Below are 18610 nucleotides of genomic sequence, written 5' to 3'. Positions count from 1 at the left end.
ACAACTATTTGTTTAATTTTAGAGGAGACTAATATCAAACTATCAAAATGAAAAAGCACCTTACCAATGCTAGCATTATCATGCTAGCACTTTTACTATTGCCCCTATCCTTGTTATCTCAAAGAAGGAATAAATCTCAAAATAACACACCAACGTATCCAGAAGAATTATATTCTAGTTTAGAGTATAGGTCCATTGGTCCGTTTCGTGGTGGTCGTTCTGCAGCAGTAACTGGTGTGCCAGGCGAGCCTAATTTATTTTACTTCGGTGCTGCCGGTGGTGGAGTATGGAAAACATTAGATGGAGGACGTTCTTGGGATAATATTTCTGACGGATATTTCGGAGGAAGTATTGGTGCTATTGAGGTTGCTAAAAGCGATCCAAATGTTATTTACGTTGGTGGTGGTGAAAAAACCTTAAGAGGTAACGTTTCTTCTGGCTACGGAATTTGGAAAACAGAAGACGGTGGTAAAACATGGGTTACCGCAGGTTTAGAAAAAAGTAGACATGTACCAAGACTTCGTGTACATCCTACAGATTATAATACTGTTTATGCAGCGGTCTTAGGTGATATTTATAAACCAACAAAAGAACGTGGTGTTTACAAAAGTACAGATGGTGGTAAAAACTGGAAGCAAGTTCTTTTTGTAAATGAACAAGCTGGTGCGGTCGATTTGACTTTTGATCCTAATAATCCAAGAATTTTATATGCATCTACATGGCATGCACAACGTACACCGTATAGCTTAATTAGTGGTGGTGATGGCTCTGCATTATGGAAAAGTATGGACAGTGGAGAAACTTGGACAGAAATTTCTAAGAACGAAGGTTTTCCTAAGGACACATTAGGAATCATTGGTGTAGCAGTTTCGCCAAAAAATTCAGAGAAAGTTTGGGCTATAGTAGAGAATAAAGAAAAAGGTGGTTTATACCGTTCAGAAGATGGTGGTAAAACATGGGCTGTTGTTAATGAAGAGCGAAAAATTCGTCAACGTGCTTGGTATTATACTAGAGTATATGCAGATACACAAGACGAGGATGTAGTTTATGTGTTGAATGTAAACTACCACAAGTCTACCGATGGTGGTAAATCGTTCAATACGTTTAATGCACCACATGGCGATCATCATGATTTGTGGATATCTCCAGAAGACTCTCAACGTATGATTATTGGTGATGATGGTGGTGCGCAAATTTCTTATGATGGTGGAGAAACGTGGAGCACGTATTACAATCAGCCTACGGCACAGTTTTATAGGGTTACCACAGATAATTCTTTTCCATATAGAATTTACGTAGCACAACAAGATAACTCAACATTACGTATAGATCACAGAAGTGATGGGCGTACTATAGATGATAGTAACTGGGAGGAAACTGCTGGTGGAGAATCTGCCTGGATAGCGGTTGATCCTAAAAATGATGATATTGTTTATGGAGGTAGTTACGGAGGATTTTTAACTCGTGTTAATCATGAGAGAGGTACTGTTAGAGGTATTAATGTTTGGCCAGATAACCCTATGGGTGCTGGGGCAGAATCTATGAAATATCGTTTTCAATGGAATTTCCCTATCCTATTTAGTAGACATAATCCTAAAAAATTATACACCTTTTCTAACTACGTACATGTATCTGAAAATGAAGGTCAAAGTTGGGAAGTATTAAGTGGGGATTTAACCAGGAACGATCCAACAAAACTAGGGTCTAGTGGTGGTCCAATTACTCAAGATAATACGAGTGTTGAATATTACTGTACCATTTTTACGGCTAATGAGAGTCCTTTGAAAGAAGGTCTTCTTTGGGTAGGTAGTGACGACGGATTAATTCATGTTTCAAAAGATGCTGGTGCCACTTGGGATAATGTGACCCCACCTAATATGCCAGAATGGAATATGATCAATAGTATTGAGCCTTCTAATTTTGATGAGGGTACCTGCTATGTAGCCGCTACTAGATATAAGCTGGGCGATTTTCAACCATACCTATACAAAACCACTGATTACGGTAAAACTTGGACAAAAATAACGAATGGTATTAATTCAGAACATTTTACAAGAGTAGTTCGTGAAGATCCAAAGAAGAAAGGGTTGTTATATGCAGGAACTGAGACAGGAATGTATGTTTCTTTTAATGACGGTGCTAATTGGTCTCCTTTTCAGATGAATTTACCTATTGTTCCTATAACAGATTTAACCATTAAAGATGATAATTTAATTGTAGCGACCCAAGGTCGTAGCCTTTGGATAATTGATGATTTGACTGTGTTACATCAGTTAGATGATAGTAAGAAAAATGCTAATTCTATTCTTTTTAAGCCTAAAGATTCTTATCGTACAAAAGGGAGGTCCGCTAAAACACCATCTAAAACTAGTGGTCAGAATTTAGCAAATGGAGTAATTACTCATTTTATGCTTAAGAATTATACAGAGAAAGACACTGTTCAGCTTACTTATACAAGTATGGCAGGAGATACTTTGGCAAAGTATAGTACTTCAGCAAAGAAAAAAGAGGAAAAGTTAGCTATTAAAAAAGGTGGTAATACTTTTGTTTGGGACACTCGCGGTAAAGGTGCAGAGAAGTTAAAGGGTATGATTTTATGGGGTGCAAATTTAGATGGTGCAAAAGCTGTACCTGGTAATTATAAAGTCCATTTGAATGTTAATGGAAATAATAGCTCTGAAACATTTACAATTTTGCCTGATCCAAGAGCAGAAAGTACGGTTGCTGAAATGCAAAAGCAGTTTGATTTCATTACCGATGTTAATACTACTATAGATAATGCGCACCAATCTATAAAAAAGATTAGAAATGTAACCGAACAATTGACTGCGTTTATGGAGCAGTATAAGGATGATGAGAGAACGAAAGATTTAAGAGAGAAGGCTAAGACCATGAAAGATAAGTTGGGTGAAGTTGAAAAAGCATTATACCAAACTCAAAATAGAAGTGGTCAAGATCCTCTTAACTTTCCTATTAAACTGACGAACAAATTAGGTCATTTGAATAGATTGGTTTCTATGGATAATTTCCAGCCAACAGATCAAGATGTTGCAGTTAAAAATGAGTTGACCACGGCAATTAACAAGGAACTTCAAATTTTTGATAATGTAATATCATCTGAACTTCAAGAATTTAATAAAGGGTTTAACGAACTGAAATTAAATTACTTGTTCATTGACGAAAGCAAATAATTAAAATTTAAAATCCTCTCCATTTCAAGAGAGGATTTTTTATATAATCTATCCAGATAGTATTGACAACAACCAATCATTGAATAATGAAAAAACTACTACTTTTTTTTATGGCGGTTCTATTGACTACCATAACATTCGCTCAAGCTGCTAATGATTATTTTCAGCCTTTAAAATATCGAAATATTGGTCCGTTTAGAGGAGGGCGATCGGTAACTGCTACGGGAGTTATTGGTGACCCAATGACCTATTATATGGGAACAACTGGTGGCGGTGTCTGGAAAACAGAATCTGCAGGACAACGTTGGGAGAATATTTCTGATGGCTTTTTTGAATTAGGGTCTGTTGGTGCGGTTTCCGTATCGGCATCCAATCCTAATATTGTATATGTAGGTATGGGCGAACATGCGCCACGTGGTGTAATGACATCTTACGGAGACGGAGTGTATAAATCTACAGATGCCGGTAAAACGTGGAAGAAAATGGGTCTTGAAAAAACCCAACATATTTCTCGTATCATTATTCATCCTACAAATCCAGAAATTGTTTATGTGGCTGCGCAAGGTGCACTTTTTGAAGGTAATGCCGAACGTGGAATATACAAAACTACAGATGGAGGTAAAACGTGGACAAACACCTTATTCGTAAATAATTTAACGGGTGCATCAGAACTTTCAATGGATGCCAATTATCCTGAAATTATGTACGCAGCCATGTGGGAACATCAACGTATGCCAAACATGGTTGTAAGTGGCGGACCAGGTAGCGGATTATACAAATCTACAGATGCAGGCGAGACATGGAAGAAAATTCATAAAGGTCTACCTGAAGAAAAAGGAAAAATGGCAATCTCTGTGAGTCCGTCGAATTCTAACAAGGTATATGCATTAATAGAAAGTGATTCTAATGCTGATAAAGGCGGTCTCTTCGTTTCTAACGATGCAGGTGCGTCTTGGTCAATGGTAAGTGGAGATAATAGATTGGTACAGCGTGCTTGGTACTATATAGAGGTTTTTGTGGATCCTAATGATGAAGATACCGTGTATGTATTAAGTGCACCGGCATTACGTTCTGAAGATGGTGGTAAAACATGGGAAAATGTTGAGGTTGCCCATGGAGATACACACGATTTATGGATTAACCCTAGCAATTCTAAGAATATGGTTTTGGCAGATGATGGTGGTGCTTCTGTTTCTTTTGATTATGGTAAAACATGGTCTACACAAAGCAATATGCCTACTGCTCAGTTTTATAGAATTAGTGTAGATAATTTGTTTCCTTATAATATTTATGGCGGTCAGCAAGATAATAGATCGGTAAGAATAGCAAGTTTGTCTACCGGAAGCGGTAGTATTACGACGAGAGATTGGACAGATTCTGCAGGTGGTGAAAGTGCTTTTTTAGCATTTGACCCAGATAATCCAAGATATGTAATGGGCGGTCAATATTTAGGAACTGTTGAAGTTATGGATATGGAGTCTAAAGCTGCAACGCAAATTATGCAAGCACCTATTCAATATTTAGGTCGTGAGGCACGAGACATGAAATACCTGTTTAATTGGAATGCTCCTATAATTGCTTCTACTCACGAACTCGGGACTTTTTATCATGGGGCCCAATTTGTGTTTAGAACTAGGGATATGGGTGAAACTTGGGATAAAATATCTCCAGATTTAACAAGAGATATCGATGCAAAACAAGGTAACGGTGGTGGACCATATACTAACGAGGCTGTAGGTGCTGAGAACTATGGTACGCTTGCGTATATTTTAGAATCTCCACATGAAAAAGGATTTATTTGGACCGGTAGTGATGACGGATTGGTGCACTTAACTAAAAATGGAGGGGAGACATGGGAAAATGTAACACCTAAAGGCTTAAAAGAATGCTTGATTAATGCAATTGAGGTTTCTCCGCATGACCCTGCCACTGCTTATATTGCTACAACTAGGTATAAGTTTAATGATTATACGCCAGGTTTCTATAAAACAACCGATTACGGTAAAACTTGGACTGCTATCAACTCCGGTATTCCTTACGGTGCGTTTACACGTGTAGTTCGTGAAGATGAACTTAAGAAAGACTTGTTATATGCAGGTACCGAAAAAGGAATATATGCCTCTTGGAACGGGGGTAAATCTTGGGAGCCATTTCAATTGAATTTGCCAAAGACCCCTATTACCGATTTAAAGGTGCATAAAGGTGATTTAGTGGTGGCTACATCGGGGCGCTCTTTTTGGATTCTTGATGATATTGTTACTCTTGGGCAGTATCAACCTTCAAAAACGGGACTTCAGATTTTGAAACCAAAAGACGCTTATAATGGTTCTTGGGGAAGCCCTTTAAATGGTAATTCTGAAAAGTTTACGGGTAGTGATGCTTTTGAAGGTATTAACCCTGCTAATGGTGTGGTATTGTATTATGAGCTTCCAAAATTAAAAGATAGTACGGCTATAATTTTAGAAATATCAGATGCTAAAGGAAAAGTAATTAGAACTATAAGCTCAGAAAAAGACCCTAGTTATATTCCTCATAATGGCGGTAGTGCTCCACCTGCACCAGTTTTAAGCAAAGAAGAAGGGTTAAACCGTTTTGTTTGGGATATGAAATATCCAATTATGCCAGGTATACCAGGCGTGTATATTGAAGCAGGTTTTAGTGGACATAAGGTTTCACCAGGTTCATATACTTTTTCCCTTAGTGTAGATGGTCAAAAAGTTTCTACTACAGGGGTAATAAAAGTGCTGCCTACATATGAAACTAAACCAGGACAATATGAGGCTTTTGATACTTTTATGACCAATACAGAAACAGAATTGACTGCTATGCATAATATGGTTAATCAATTATATGCTGCTCAAAAAGGTTTGACGGAGGTATTGACGAAAGTTACAGATGCTGAAGTTAAAAAAGAAGGAGAGAAATTATTGGCAGATATGAAAGCATGGGACAGTGAAATGGTACAACGTAAATCTCAGGCTTATGACGATGTTGAAAATTTCCCGAATAAATTTACGGCAGAGTATATATTTATGATTAATCAAACCAATAGTGGCATTCCAAGATTAAACAGGTCTAGTAAAGAGCGTAAAGCCGAACTAGACGCACAATGGATAGGTTTAAAAGCTAGAGGTAATCAGTTTATAAATACTGCTGTTCCTTCATATAACAAGCTACTTTGGAATGTCGGAATTGGAGCCATAAGATTATAACATAGAATCTATTCGCTTTTGCTAACTTTGAACTTGATTCAAGAGTTTCAACTTTGAATATTATGAGCGAATATTACAATTATATAAAATCCCTGCATCTCATCTTCGTTATAACGTGGTTTGCAGGGCTTTTTTATATTCCTAGATTATTCATTTATCATATAGAAGCCAATCAAAAACCATCTCCTGAAAAGGAAATTCTTTCAAAGCAATTAAAGTTAATGACCAAACGGCTATGGTTTATAATTACCTGGCCATCTGCAGTTTTAGCAATATTCTTTGCTATTTGGTTGCTCGTTATTTATCCTGGTTGGTTAGCACAACCTTGGATGCATGTAAAACTTGGTTTTGTGCTATTATTGATTTTGTACCATTTAAAAAATCATCAAATTTTTAATAGATTTCAGCATGATGATATTAGATATACTTCTAACTACATGCGTATGTGGAACGAAGGTGCAACTCTTATCCTTTTTGCTATCGTATTCCTTGTAATGCTAAAACATACCTTCAACTGGATTTTTGGAGTCGTAGGAATCATTGTATTGGGTATATTGTTGATGCTGGGGATTAAGCTCTACAAGAGAATTAGAAACAAGAACCCAGAAGCATAACAAATCTTAATTTTTTTCGCTCTAAGAAGTCAATGATATTTTTGCTAATTGTGCAGCAATTTTGGCTTTTGGTAGAATCAGCTTAAAGGTTGTTCCTTTTCCTTCACCTTCAGATTCTGCAATTATGGTTCCACCATGGGTAACAGCTATTTGTTTAACCATATAAAGACCTAATCCAGTTCCCTTGATATTTTCGTGAAAACGCTCGAAGGGTGTAAATAGTTTTTTTAATGCATGTTCATTCATTCCTAGTCCGTTATCTCGTATAAGGAAGCTATTCGTTTCGCCATTATCCTCGTAATCTACAGATATGACCGGATTTGGTTGGTCTCCCATATATTTAACTGCATTGTCTAAGAAATTACCAAAAACTTGAATTATTCTATTGCGATCACCAAAAATGTCGGGTAAATTATCGGCTATATTAAGCGTTATGTTTTCCTTTTTAAGCTTACTCTTGATGAGGTTTCTTGAGAGGTCTAATATCTCATTGGTTTTTAATAACTCGTTTTTATTCTCTACTTTACCAAGTCTTGCTATTTCGGTAATATCTAAAATTAATTCGTTCATATTAGTACATGAAATATTAATAAGGTTCAGATACTCTTCTACATTTGGATACTCCTTAACCGGAATTTCTATAGGAATAAGACTAGCGAGTCCTTTTATATTATTTAATGGACTTTTTAAATCGTGAGAAACCGCATAGGTAAATCGTTGTATTTCCTCATTTTTTGATTCTAGATTACTTGCAGCTTCTATGAGTTTGTTCTTTTGAAATTCTAACTCTTTTGTACGTTGCGCTACGTTAAGTTCAAGTCTTCGTTGATTTTTTTTAATGTTTCTCAGTTTAATATGATGGGCAATATAGAATAACAATAAAATTAGCGCAATCATTAAGAACTTAAACCACCACGTCTGCCAATAAGGGGGGGTTATGGTAATGAATAGGTCTTTTTCGTTATCGATCCAGACACCATCAGAATTAGTAGATTTAATCTTTAATGTGTATTCTCCAGGATTTAAGTTTGTATATGTAGCACTCGGTTTATTGCCTACATAATTCCAATCCTTTTCAAAACCTTCTAAATAAAAGGCGTAATTAACACTTTCCGGATGCCTAAAAGTTAGTGCCTTGAAATCTATATTTATTACAGATTGATCGTAATTAAAGGTTAGAGAGTCTACTTGACTAATGTCTCTTTCTAATATACGAAAATCATCATTAGGTAAAACTGGTTGATTGAAAAGTTTTAATCCAGAGACAAATAAGGTAAGTGTGTCTTTTCGTTTTTCTACATCACTTGCAGTAAAAATATTAAAGCCGTTAATACCTCCAAATATATATTCTCCTTTTTTTGTGGTAATTGACGAACTTGCGATAAATTCTTTAGACTGAAGACCATCGCCTACATCATAATTAATTGTTTCTCCGTTATTGGTATCATATCTTATGATACCATTTTCTGTACTTAACCATAGGTGTTTATCTTTATCGTCAATAATTCCTTTTATGGCATCATTCTTTAAGCCATCGGATTTTGTTATAGATAAGAAAGAATCGGTTTCGGGCAAATATTTGTTTAGACCTCCTTGTGTACCTACCCAAATGGTATTCTTATTATCTTGAATTATTGCATTGATAAAATTGTTACTTATTGAATTTTTTGTATGATAATGAACAGATGACCATTCATCACCTCTTTCTGTCAATTTAAACAAACCAGTGTTCAATGTTCCAATCCATATATTACCTTGGTTATCTTCAAAAATCTGATATATGGAGTTGATTATACTACCATCAATTTCTGATTTTAGTGTTATATTTTGATGAGTTTTTGTTTTGGGATTATACACTTGCACTCCTGCAAAGTAGTTTACAATCCATATCCTTCCTTTTTTATCCTTTAATAGGTCAATAACTATATTCGATTTTAAAAATGAATTTTCTGCAGTTAATGCACTAAATTTTTTAGTTCTTGTATTGAGTACAGCTATACCTTGAGTCCATGTTCCTGCCCATAACTCGTCTTCTTTTGTCTGTAAAATTGAGAGTACTACATTACTGCTTAAGGTTTTATTCGTTAATGAATAGTTATCGAAAGTATCTAAAGATCTGTTCCAGTAATCTATGCCTCCACCATCCGTGCCAATCCATAAATTTCCTTTTTTATCTTCAATAAAACAGTTTACTAATTTGTTACTTAGCGATTTAGGGTTGAATGGGTCAGAATTTATATGTTTAAATTTATAATACTCTTTATCATAAATATTTAGCCCGCTTTTGTAAGGCGCTATCCACATTGTGCCGTCTCTTGTACATAATAAAGCCCATATGGAATTACCAGAAATGGAATTGGGTCTTGTAACATTGTACTCTATATGTCTTATAAAATCTAGATTTTCATTGTAAATATGTAAACCGTTATTTTCGGTGCCTATCCACAATTCATTATCTAAGTTTTTTTCTAAAGAGCGTAAACTAAAACCTGGGCTGATATCTTTTTCTTTATTTATATGAATTGAATTTGCATCTATGACCAATTTAAATAGCGAGCCCCTGCCTGATCCTATTAAAAGAGTATTTTCTGATGAATTTATACCAGTAACAATTTCTTCTGTTTGCAATATTTCACTAATAATCTCCATCTCATAATTTAGTATCAGAGTATTATATGTAAAAACAACAAGAATGCGGTTATCATCTAAAACATTAATTTTAACAACTTTATTAAGTCGAGGGTTATCAATATTTATATATTCATTGGGTGGAGCAAAATGGTTTACTTTTCCAGTTTCTAACTCATATCTATATAGACCAATAGACTCAGATCCTAACCATAAAATTTCTCCATGTTTAGCAATGGTCTCAAATACAACATCTTTAATCGATTGACCTTCATTAATAAACGGGTAAGGAGTTATAATATTTAAACTACGATTATAAAGGCTTAGCCCTTCATTTGTGCCGATAATTATATTTTGATCATCTTCATGCAACGCCGTAATATATTCATGTTTGAGTCCGGTTATGCCATCTAAACTTTTGGTGTAAATTTCAAAATCTTTTCCATCATATCTGTTTAGTCCATTTCTAGTTCCTATCCAAATAAAGCCAAAAGTATCTTCTAAGAGTACGGTTGCACTACTTTGAGACATGCCTTCTTGAATATGCTGAAAGTTAAGCGATTCTGAGTATTGAGATTGTACTAAAATAGGGGTGCAAAGGGCAATGAATATGGTGAATAAAGTTAATAGTGACTTATATAGCATGCCTAAATTTAATAAGAAAGGTAAATTACAACATAGTATTAACGTAAATAAAAGTAAGAAATTACTTTCAAATATTATTTTTTATGAATTTTTGACTCTTGTTTCAAAAGAATTGATTCTAGAAATGAGAGTTAAAAATTATAACTAAGTGATATATGATTTAATTTGATCAATCTACAATTGATTAATCTGCTATTTTATAAGTATCACAGACTTAATTCATTTCCCTATTAGGTATCCGATAATATCTGTTCCACTTTAACAAGTTGTTCTGTCGGATATACGAGCGGACCAAATTGATTGAAAATAGCAACATCGGCAGCATCACGTCCGAAACCAAGAATAACATACCCGCCAGGCGAATTTATTTGTGTTGCATCAAATGTATACCATCGATCTCCAACATAAGCTTCAAACCAAGCATGCATGTCCATAGGCTCTAAGCCATACAGATAACCAACAACAATACGGGCAGGAATGCTTAAACTGCGGCACAAGGCAATCCCCAAGTGAGCAAAATCTCGACAAACACCAAACCTTCTAATATTAACCTGACTTGCAGATAATGGTTGATTATTGCTTCCTGGTAAATAGCTTATATTGTCACGTAACCAATTAGTAATTGCAGAAACTTGATTATAACCGTATAAATGACCATTAGTTATACTTGAACTCATTTCATAAAAGCAATCAGATTCGCAGTATCTACTTGGTAATAGGTAACTAAGAACAGCGTCTGGTAAATTCTGTATATCTACAAATGATGCACCAAAACCTTGGTCTATAAAATTTGAAGTTACAATTTCTGAAGAAGTCGATATTAAAAACTGCCCTGGTTGAGCAATTAATCGTTGACATAGATTTCCGTAGTTATCGGTAAATTCCATAACTGGAATGCTCGGAGTGATTTTATATTCCTCTCTTTCTACCCATTGTTGGCTACCACTACGCGGTCTCAACATAAGAATAAATGGTGTTGGTTCAGAAATCTCGAACTTTATATTGCAACTGGTACGTAAACGCATATATCTGAATTTTTGAATACTTAAATTATGGCGCATCGACGAACCTAGTATTGAAGATAACATTTAAAGTAACACCTTATACTTCTCTCCATTAAACCTTAAAACCTTATTTGATAATTTTGGTGCGATATTTGCTAACTTTAAACGAAATAGTAGAATCTTGTTAACGAGAGTATCTTTACGGTCACGCATTTTCTTATCCATGATATTTTTGGTGCTTATAGCATCGGTATTAATTGCTGGGGTAACGGTGTATCAATATCGCGAGCAGTCTAAGGATTACCATGAAAATAGAATGGAACGTAAAGAGGAGCAAATACGACAAAGTATTGACCTCGCTATTCAAAAAACAACGTATCCCGTAACAACGGAAAACCTTGATCTAATTTTTAAGAATGAGATTTATGAAATTGCCGTAGTGCAGAACATGAATTTCAATATCTATAGTTTAGAAGGAGAACTTATAAAAAGTTCGCGACCTAAATTTGCCAATGATTCTATTTCTATGTGCTTAGATCCTGAGGTATTGAACAAATTGGAGATAAGTCCAGATAAACGTTACATACGTGAAAATGCTTTGGCAGGTGATAAATACCAAGCTTCATTTACCTATATCGCAGATCAAAAGTTTAAACCTATAGGTATTCTTAACCTCCCTTATTTTGAAGACAATTCTTTCAACGATTATGAATTGAAAGAGTTTTTATTTCGCTTGTCTGGTGTGTACTTGTTAATGCTGTTATTGGCTATTGCATTTGCTTTTATCATATCTAAATACATTACCCGTTCCTTAGAAACCATTTCGACTATGATGGGGCGTACCAATCTAAGTAAACAAAACAAAAAGATTTACATAGACAACCCTGGGGAAGAAATAGAAAAGCTAATTGCAGCTTATAATGGTATGATTGACGAGTTAGGTCAAAGTGCCGTAAAATTAGCTCGTAGTGAACGAGAACAAGCATGGCGCGAAATGGCAAAACAAGTAGCGCATGAAATTAAAAATCCGTTGACGCCTATGCGATTAACAGTTCAAAGTTTTGAACGAAAGTTTGATCCAAACGACCCGCAGATTCATGAAAAATTAAGGGAATATTCAGACACTTTAATTCAGCAAATAGATACTATGAGCAGTATTGCATCTGCTTTTTCAAATTTTGCAGAAATGCCAGCGCAGCAAAATGAGACGTTAAATGTGGTGAAAATAGTAAAATTAGCGTTAGATATTTTTAACGAAGATTTTATACATTTCATTGCTGATGAAGAAGAAATTATTGCGAAATTAGACCGTACACAACTTATTAGGGTGGTTACTAATTTGGTTAAAAATGCCATACAAGCCGTGCCAGATGTGGATTCGCCTAGAGTTTTGGTAAGCGTAGCATCAGAAGATGATATGGTTAAAATATCTGTAGCGGATAACGGTCATGGTATTGAAAAGGATAACGAAGAAAAAATATTTGAACCTAAGTTTACTACTAAAACTAGTGGAATGGGATTAGGATTGGGAATGGTGAAAAATATTGTGGAAACGTATAAAGGAACCATCAAATTCACATCTCAATTGGGCAAGGGAACCGTTTTTTGTGTAAAGTTTCCAAAAGAGAACTTATAAAATTTAAAAATTACTGCTATGTCATACGAGACTATTTTAATAGAAAAAGATGCGTCAACTGCAATAGTCACAATTAACCGTCCAAATAAATTGAATGCGTTAAACAAGAAAACTATTGGTGAATTACATGATGCATTTAAAGATTTGCAGAAACATAAAAACATCAAAGCCATCATTTTAACGGGAAGCGGGGAAAAGGCATTTGTAGCAGGTGCAGATATTTCAGAGTTTTCGGACTTTAGTGAAAAGGAAGGAAAAAAATTAGCCGCAAAAGGTCAAAAACAATTGTTTGATTTTGTTGAAAATTTAAATACTCCTGTAATTGCAGCAGTTAATGGTTTTGCCTTAGGTGGCGGACTAGAATTGGCAATGGCATGTCACTTTAGAGTTGCAAGCGATAATGCTAAAATGGGTCTTCCAGAAGTATCTTTGGGGGTAATACCTGGTTATGGTGGTACACAGCGCTTACCTCAATTAGTAGGTAAGGGTAGGGCTATGGAAATGATTATGACTGCAGGTATGATTTCTGCAGAACAGGCACATGCATATGGTTTAGTAAACCACGTAACTACGCAAGAAGATTTATTGCCTTTGTGCCATAAAATAATTTCAAGAATAACCAATAACTCATCAGTTGCTATTTCTCATGCAATAAAAGCAGTAAATGCTGGTTTTAAGAATACTGTAAATGGTTATGAACAGGAAATTGAGGCTTTTGGTGCCTGTTTTGGAACAGATGATTTTGCCGAGGGTACTACTGCTTTTTTAGAAAAAAGAAAAGCAGATTTTCCAGGTTCATGACATAAACCAAACTGGTTATGTTAAAACGTAGCGCTTTCTTATTTCTTTTCATTATCAATGTTTTAAGTTCCTTTGCTCAAGAAGAGCTTGTTTCCTATACCATTGGCGAAAAATTCCACGATAAATATCGATATTCAAACATGCTTGCCATCTCAGATGATGGAAATGAAGGTACAGTGGTGGTTCGTGCATATTACACGGGAATTGTTTTAAAGCCTAAGGGATATTTTATTGAGCATTACAATAAAGATTTAGAACTGGTTTCTGAGTATAACTATAAGTTGAAAAATGCCAATTTTATAGATGCGTATGTTAGAAACGGTCAGGTCTACTTATTGTTCTTAGAGTACAATTATAATAACAGAAGCTACCAATACGAAGTTCATAGAAGTCCGTTCTCTCAATTTCAATTTACAAAAGAAACTATTTTATCTATTGCATCTGAACCTGTAGAGCAGCCTTTAGACAGAAATTTTTATAATAGAAATTTTTCATCTGGCTTTACAACATCTATTTTATTTAATGACGAAAAATCAGCATTTGCTATAACTACCCATTATAAGAAAAGAAAAGTAGATCAACACATTATTCATGTGTTCAATGCTAATTTGAACAAGATAATGGAGCATGATTTTTCTGATGAGGTGGAGGAAAAGAACTATGCTTTTGAAAATATAGCATTTTCTAAAGATTTACAGAATGTATACCTAGTAGGTAAAGCTTACTTCAAGAAAAAACGTTTTAATGCAACAGAGCGTAAGTTTCAATATGAAATGGTAAGAATTTCTAACAGTAGCAGAAGTGTACAGTCTTTCTATACTCCGGGGAAGTTCCCAGAAGCCTTGAAACCTATTTTTAGAGGTGACGAACTACTTTGTGTCGGGTTTTATGCAGATAGAAAAGATAATAGATATAATGGTATTTCATTCTTTAGTTTAGATTCAAAATCTCTAGAAATCAAAACCGAAAAATTCAATCCGTTTTCTGAGCAGTTTATGATGGATAAATTTGGAAGGGAAGATGATAAGGCTATTAAAGATTTAGTTTTTAAAGGAATGGACATTACCAAAGAAGGAAACATCCTCTTTAATGCCGAAGAATATTTTACTAGTAATAGTGTACAGTCTAACTCTAGTGGCGGTCGTGTAATGGTAACTAGATATCACCATAATGATATTATTAGTGCAAAGCTTAGTGTTACTGGAGATTTGGTTTGGGCTAGAAATATCAATAAAACAGAAGTTACCCAAGGTGACGGTGCTTATGCATCTTACAGCTCTTACACTAAAAACAATACAACATACTTTTTTATTAGTACCTCTTCAGAAAATCCGCAGCAGCTCAGTGATGATCGTATTATGTTTAAACAAGGTTTAAGCAGAAACAGAAATGTTTTCTTAATACGTTTGGACGAAAACGGACATATGAAGTACAGTAAGGTTATAGATGATACTGAAGCTCGTTTACCTTTAATGGTTTCTGTACCATACATTGATAGTCTGAATGATGAATTAATGTTCTACGCTAAAAGAGGAACTAAAAAACAACTGGTTCAAGTAGGTGTTAAATAAATATAATATTAGGATTTATTCCATAATTTTGGAATAAATCCTAATATTAATGAATTCTGTTTCTCCGGTTAAGGGCAGAGGTGCCCAAAAAAATACGAACAATAAATTTTCTGCGTACAGTTATGAAACCCGAGACGATTTCCTCGAATTCTGCCGTGTAGAAGGGGAAATTGCCGATAGAAACAAAACTCAATACATTCCCATTTTTCCAAAATCAATATTGAATAAAGTAACTAGCCCAGATGTGGGTATGAGTTACTCTATGAATATGTATCAAGGTTGTGAGCATGGGTGTATCTATTGTTATGCCAGAAACGCTCATGAATTTTGGGGTTATAGTGCCGGATTAGATTTTGAACGGAAAATTTTAGTAAAACATGATGCTCCAAAACTTTTAGAAGCGAAACTTAAAAGCAAAAAATGGAAAGCTTGCACTATTGTAATGTCTGGGAATACGGACTGTTACCAGCCAGCTGAACGGGAATTTGAATTAACTCGAAAATCTTTAGAGGTGTTTTTAAAGTATAGACACCCCGTAGGTATCATCACCAAGAATGCTCTTATTTTACGAGATTTGGATATACTTAAGGAATTAAATGCACACGGATTAATTGGAGTAAATATTTCCGTTACCTCATTATCTGAGGAAACAAGAAGAATATTAGAACCTAGAACTACAACAATAAAAAAAAGGCTTGAAGCTATTAAGGTGCTGTCGGAGGCTGGTATTCCGGTTAATGCAATGCTCGCTCCTATTATTCCGGGTATAAATACTCATGAAATATTGAATTTGGCAAAAGCCGTTTCTGAACATGGTGCTGTTTCAATGGCTTTTACCGTAGTACGATTAAATGGAGCTATCGGTGAAATATTCACAGATTGGATTCGTAAAACTCTACCTTACAAAGCAGAAAAAGTATTACATCAAATTCAAGATTGTCACGGTGGGTCATTAAACGACAGTAGGTATGGGGTGCGAAGTAGAGGAGAGGGTATAATTGCTACTCAAATTCATGATATGGTAAGTTTAGCCAAACGTAAATATTTTAAAGGAAGAAACTTTCCTAAACTGAATATCAGCTTACACGAGTCTTATAAAGACGGTCAATTAAAATTATTTTAAAACTATTGCATCTTTCTTGGGTGAATAGATTGGCCTACCAACTTCCAACTACCTTCTATTTTTTCTAAAATGCGTATTTCATAAGTGTAAGCTTTTACACCTTCTGTATTGGTAGATTCCTCATCATGACTGACCCAAGCATGATTACCATTAATATTCATTTTGTAATTAGAATTCTTAGATGTCCCACCTTGACCCATCATATTTTCTGGCGGATTGATCATCATTGCTGGGGGTACATCTATACTATTTCCATCTCCCGTAGATACAAATATTCTACTATATGGTTGTATTGACCAACAATCTGCATGAGCAGCTACATCGCCAGAACGCCAAGTGGCAGATTCTTTCTCAAGAAGTGAAATAATCAGTTGTTCATCAGTTTGTCCATATCCCAAAGAAACGGTTAAAAGAAGTAGTAGAAATACGTGTTTCATTTAAAATTTATTTATGTTTTTTAAATATAGGTTAAAATGAGGTATTTCATAAATAATTGATTTAACTGTATGAGAATGAGAGAAATATTTGGAATAAGTTAAAATTTTACTGTTTTAAATTAGCATGTTAATTTTAAATAGTGTGCATTAGTTTAGTGCTAAAAAAATCTTTAAAAACTTTTGTTAAAATAAAGTCCAAAAGCTGAGTACGTGCGTAAATAGGTGGAATGTTATAAATATTAGAACTATTTATGAAAACCAAGAACACTACCAAAAACGATATGAAAACGTTAAAAAATAATACCGAAAAAAATGAGAAGAAATCTTTCTTTTCTAGAATCAAACATCTAATTGAAAATGCCAATGCATGGGGTATTTTCGTAATGGGTAGCACTTTTGTGCTAATGTTCGGTTCGGCTTACTTAGCTTATATATTACAAAACGATTTTACTCAATTACATCTAGAGAGAAGAAGCACAATGATTGGATTAATTTTCATGATTGTGGCCGCTGTTTTTTTCGTTTTTAAATTGAGCTTCTTCATTTATACTTTTATAAGATTTTTAAAATATAAAGCAATACCATCGGTATCAAACGAAGAATTACCAACTGTTACGGTAATTGTACCAGCATACAATGAAGGAAAACAAGTTTGGGCAACTTTAAAGAGTTTGGCTGAAAGTGATTATCCAGAACACAAAATTCAATTATTAGCTATCGACGATGGTAGTAAAGATGATACTTGGAACTGGATGTTAGAAGCTAAGAAAGAATTAGGAGATAGAGTTTCGGTTTGTCAGCAACCTAAGAATATGGGTAAGCGTCACGCCTTGTACAGAGGTTTTAATGAAGGTACGGGTGAGATATTTGTAACGGTTGATAGTGATTCTATCGTTGATAAGGATACGTTGAGAAATTTAGTAAGTCCTTTTATTGTAGATGAAAACTGTGGTGCTGTTGCAGGTAACATTCGTGTTTTAAATAATGACAAGATTTTACCTAAGATGTTAGACGTTAGTTTTGCACTTAGTTTTGAATTTGTTCGTTCTTCTGAAAGTACTTTAAATTCAGTTTTATGTACTCCAGGTGCTTTAGCAGCTTATAGAGCTACTGCAGTATTCGGTTGCTTAGATGAGTGGATCAATCAAACATTCATGGGTCAAGCATCAGATATTGGTGAAGATAGAGCAATGACGAACATGATTTTAAAGCAAGGCTTCCACGTATTATTTCAAAGAAATGCATTTGCTTATACTAATGTTCCTGAAAAATATCAAGGACTTTATAAAATGTTCATTAGATGGGGTAGAAGTAATGTACGTGAGAACATTCAAATGTCTAAGTATGTATTTACTAACTTTAGAAAAGGACCAAAAACTGGTACAAGATTATTATTCTTTAGCCAATTCTCAAGAATTGTACTTTGTTACCCATTTGTGTTGTTCATGTTAGTATTTGTACTTACACATCCATTATTATTTTTAAGTTCTACTTTCGTAAGTATATTGGTTTTATCAACTTTCCCAGTAATATTCTATGCAAAAAGATATTCTTTTTCAGAATCTATATGGGCATATTCTTACAGCGTACTTTTTACGTTCGGTTTATTCTGGATTACTCCTTATGCTATTGTAACAGCAAGTAGAAGTGGTTGGTTAACAAGAGAGTTACCACAGAAGTAAGATTACGATATAAAATTAGTAAAGGGTCTCAATTTAAATTGAGACCCTTTTTTTTATACTGTATTT

The 18610-nt window shown here is 34.6% G+C and carries 11 protein-coding genes; 8 read left to right on the top strand and 3 right to left on the bottom strand.

The window, feature by feature from the left end:
• The first annotated feature begins 47 nt into the window (after positions 1-47).
• The 3 genes from P178_RS0105900 (at position 48) to P178_RS0105890 (ending at position 7017) form a co-directional block, all read left to right on the top strand.
• Positions 48-3191 carry a VPS10 domain-containing protein gene (locus tag P178_RS0105900; protein WP_027065345.1) on the top strand — a complete coding sequence of 1048 codons (3144 nt, stop codon included), beginning with the start codon at positions 48-50 and terminating at the stop codon, positions 3189-3191.
• Between the two features lie 86 nt (positions 3192-3277).
• Positions 3278-6403, top strand: a complete 3126-nt coding sequence (locus P178_RS0105895; protein WP_027065344.1) for a VPS10 domain-containing protein — start codon at positions 3278-3280, stop codon at positions 6401-6403.
• 62 nt (positions 6404-6465) lie between these two features.
• Entirely contained in the window at positions 6466-7017 is a 552-nt protein-coding gene (locus P178_RS0105890) for a CopD family protein (RefSeq protein WP_027065343.1), read from the top strand.
• A 21-nt stretch (positions 7018-7038) separates the two neighbouring features.
• Here the strand turns inward: P178_RS0105890 and P178_RS0105885 are convergent, their stop codons facing one another.
• Together P178_RS0105885 and P178_RS0105875 are read right to left on the bottom strand one after the other, a co-directional pair.
• Positions 7039-10290, bottom strand: a complete 3252-nt coding sequence (locus tag P178_RS0105885) for a two-component regulator propeller domain-containing protein (RefSeq protein ID WP_027065342.1) — start codon at positions 10288-10290, stop codon at positions 7039-7041.
• Positions 10291-10520: 230 nt separating this feature from the next.
• Positions 10521-11315, bottom strand: a complete 795-nt coding sequence (locus P178_RS0105875) for a transglutaminase domain-containing protein (protein WP_027065341.1) — start codon at positions 11313-11315, stop codon at positions 10521-10523.
• Positions 11316-11517: 202 nt separating this feature from the next.
• Here P178_RS0105875 and P178_RS0105865 point away from each other — a divergent pair, with 202 nt between their 5' ends.
• From P178_RS0105865 to P178_RS0105850, 4 genes are read left to right on the top strand one after another with little or no spacing between them, the layout of a single operon-like run.
• Positions 11518-12930: an ATP-binding protein gene (locus P178_RS0105865; RefSeq protein ID WP_027065340.1), complete on the top strand. Its 1413-nt coding sequence runs from the start codon at positions 11518-11520 to the stop codon at positions 12928-12930.
• An 18-nt stretch (positions 12931-12948) separates the two neighbouring features.
• Complete coding sequence (locus tag P178_RS0105860; protein ID WP_027065339.1) at positions 12949-13731, top strand: enoyl-CoA hydratase/isomerase family protein; 783 nt, start codon at positions 12949-12951, stop codon at positions 13729-13731.
• Positions 13732-13748: 17 nt separating this feature from the next.
• A complete protein-coding gene (locus P178_RS0105855; RefSeq protein WP_036145789.1) occupies positions 13749-15302 on the top strand; it encodes a hypothetical protein in 1554 nt (517 codons plus the stop codon).
• A gap of 49 nt (positions 15303-15351) precedes the next feature.
• The gene (locus tag P178_RS0105850; protein WP_027065337.1) at positions 15352-16425 is read left to right on the top strand and encodes a PA0069 family radical SAM protein; all 1074 of its coding nucleotides are present in this window, start codon (positions 15352-15354) and stop codon (positions 16423-16425) included.
• Positions 16426-16427: 2 nt separating this feature from the next.
• Here the strand turns inward: P178_RS0105850 and P178_RS0105845 are convergent, their stop codons facing one another.
• The gene (locus tag P178_RS0105845; protein WP_027065336.1) at positions 16428-16862 is read right to left on the bottom strand and encodes an endo-arabinase; all 435 of its coding nucleotides are present in this window, start codon (positions 16860-16862) and stop codon (positions 16428-16430) included.
• A 251-nt stretch (positions 16863-17113) separates the two neighbouring features.
• Here P178_RS0105845 and P178_RS0105840 point away from each other — a divergent pair, with 251 nt between their 5' ends.
• Positions 17114-18544, top strand: a complete 1431-nt coding sequence (locus P178_RS0105840; protein ID WP_051638188.1) for a glycosyltransferase — start codon at positions 17114-17116, stop codon at positions 18542-18544.
• Positions 18545-18610: the final 66 nt, after the last annotated feature.

The sequence above is a fragment of the Maribacter sp. Hel_I_7 genome (assembly GCF_000688315.1).
Taxonomy (GTDB): Bacteria; Bacteroidota; Bacteroidia; order Flavobacteriales; family Flavobacteriaceae; genus Maribacter; species Maribacter stanieri.
This window is presented reverse-complemented; position numbering and strand designations above follow the sequence as displayed.

Bases quoted from the DNA above. Each gene is read 5' to 3' on its own strand.
- P178_RS0105900 (WP_027065345.1), top strand. From the start codon at position 48: ATGAAAAAGCACCTTACCAATGCTAGCATTATCATGCTAGCACTTTTA.
- P178_RS0105895 (WP_027065344.1), top strand. From the start codon at position 3,278: ATGAAAAAACTACTACTTTTTTTTATGGCGGTTCTATTGACTACCATA.
- P178_RS0105890 (WP_027065343.1), top strand. From the start codon at position 6,466: ATGAGCGAATATTACAATTATATAAAATCCCTGCATCTCATCTTCGTT.
- P178_RS0105885 (WP_027065342.1), bottom strand. From the start codon at position 10,290: ATGCTATATAAGTCACTATTAACTTTATTCACCATATTCATTGCCCTT.
- P178_RS0105875 (WP_027065341.1), bottom strand. From the start codon at position 11,315: ATGCGTTTACGTACCAGTTGCAATATAAAGTTCGAGATTTCTGAACCA.
- P178_RS0105865 (WP_027065340.1), top strand. From the start codon at position 11,518: ATGATATTTTTGGTGCTTATAGCATCGGTATTAATTGCTGGGGTAACG.
- P178_RS0105860 (WP_027065339.1), top strand. From the start codon at position 12,949: ATGTCATACGAGACTATTTTAATAGAAAAAGATGCGTCAACTGCAATA.
- P178_RS0105855 (WP_036145789.1), top strand. From the start codon at position 13,749: ATGTTAAAACGTAGCGCTTTCTTATTTCTTTTCATTATCAATGTTTTA.
- P178_RS0105850 (WP_027065337.1), top strand. From the start codon at position 15,352: ATGAATTCTGTTTCTCCGGTTAAGGGCAGAGGTGCCCAAAAAAATACG.
- P178_RS0105845 (WP_027065336.1), bottom strand. From the start codon at position 16,862: ATGAAACACGTATTTCTACTACTTCTTTTAACCGTTTCTTTGGGATAT.
- P178_RS0105840 (WP_051638188.1), top strand. From the start codon at position 17,114: ATGAAAACCAAGAACACTACCAAAAACGATATGAAAACGTTAAAAAAT.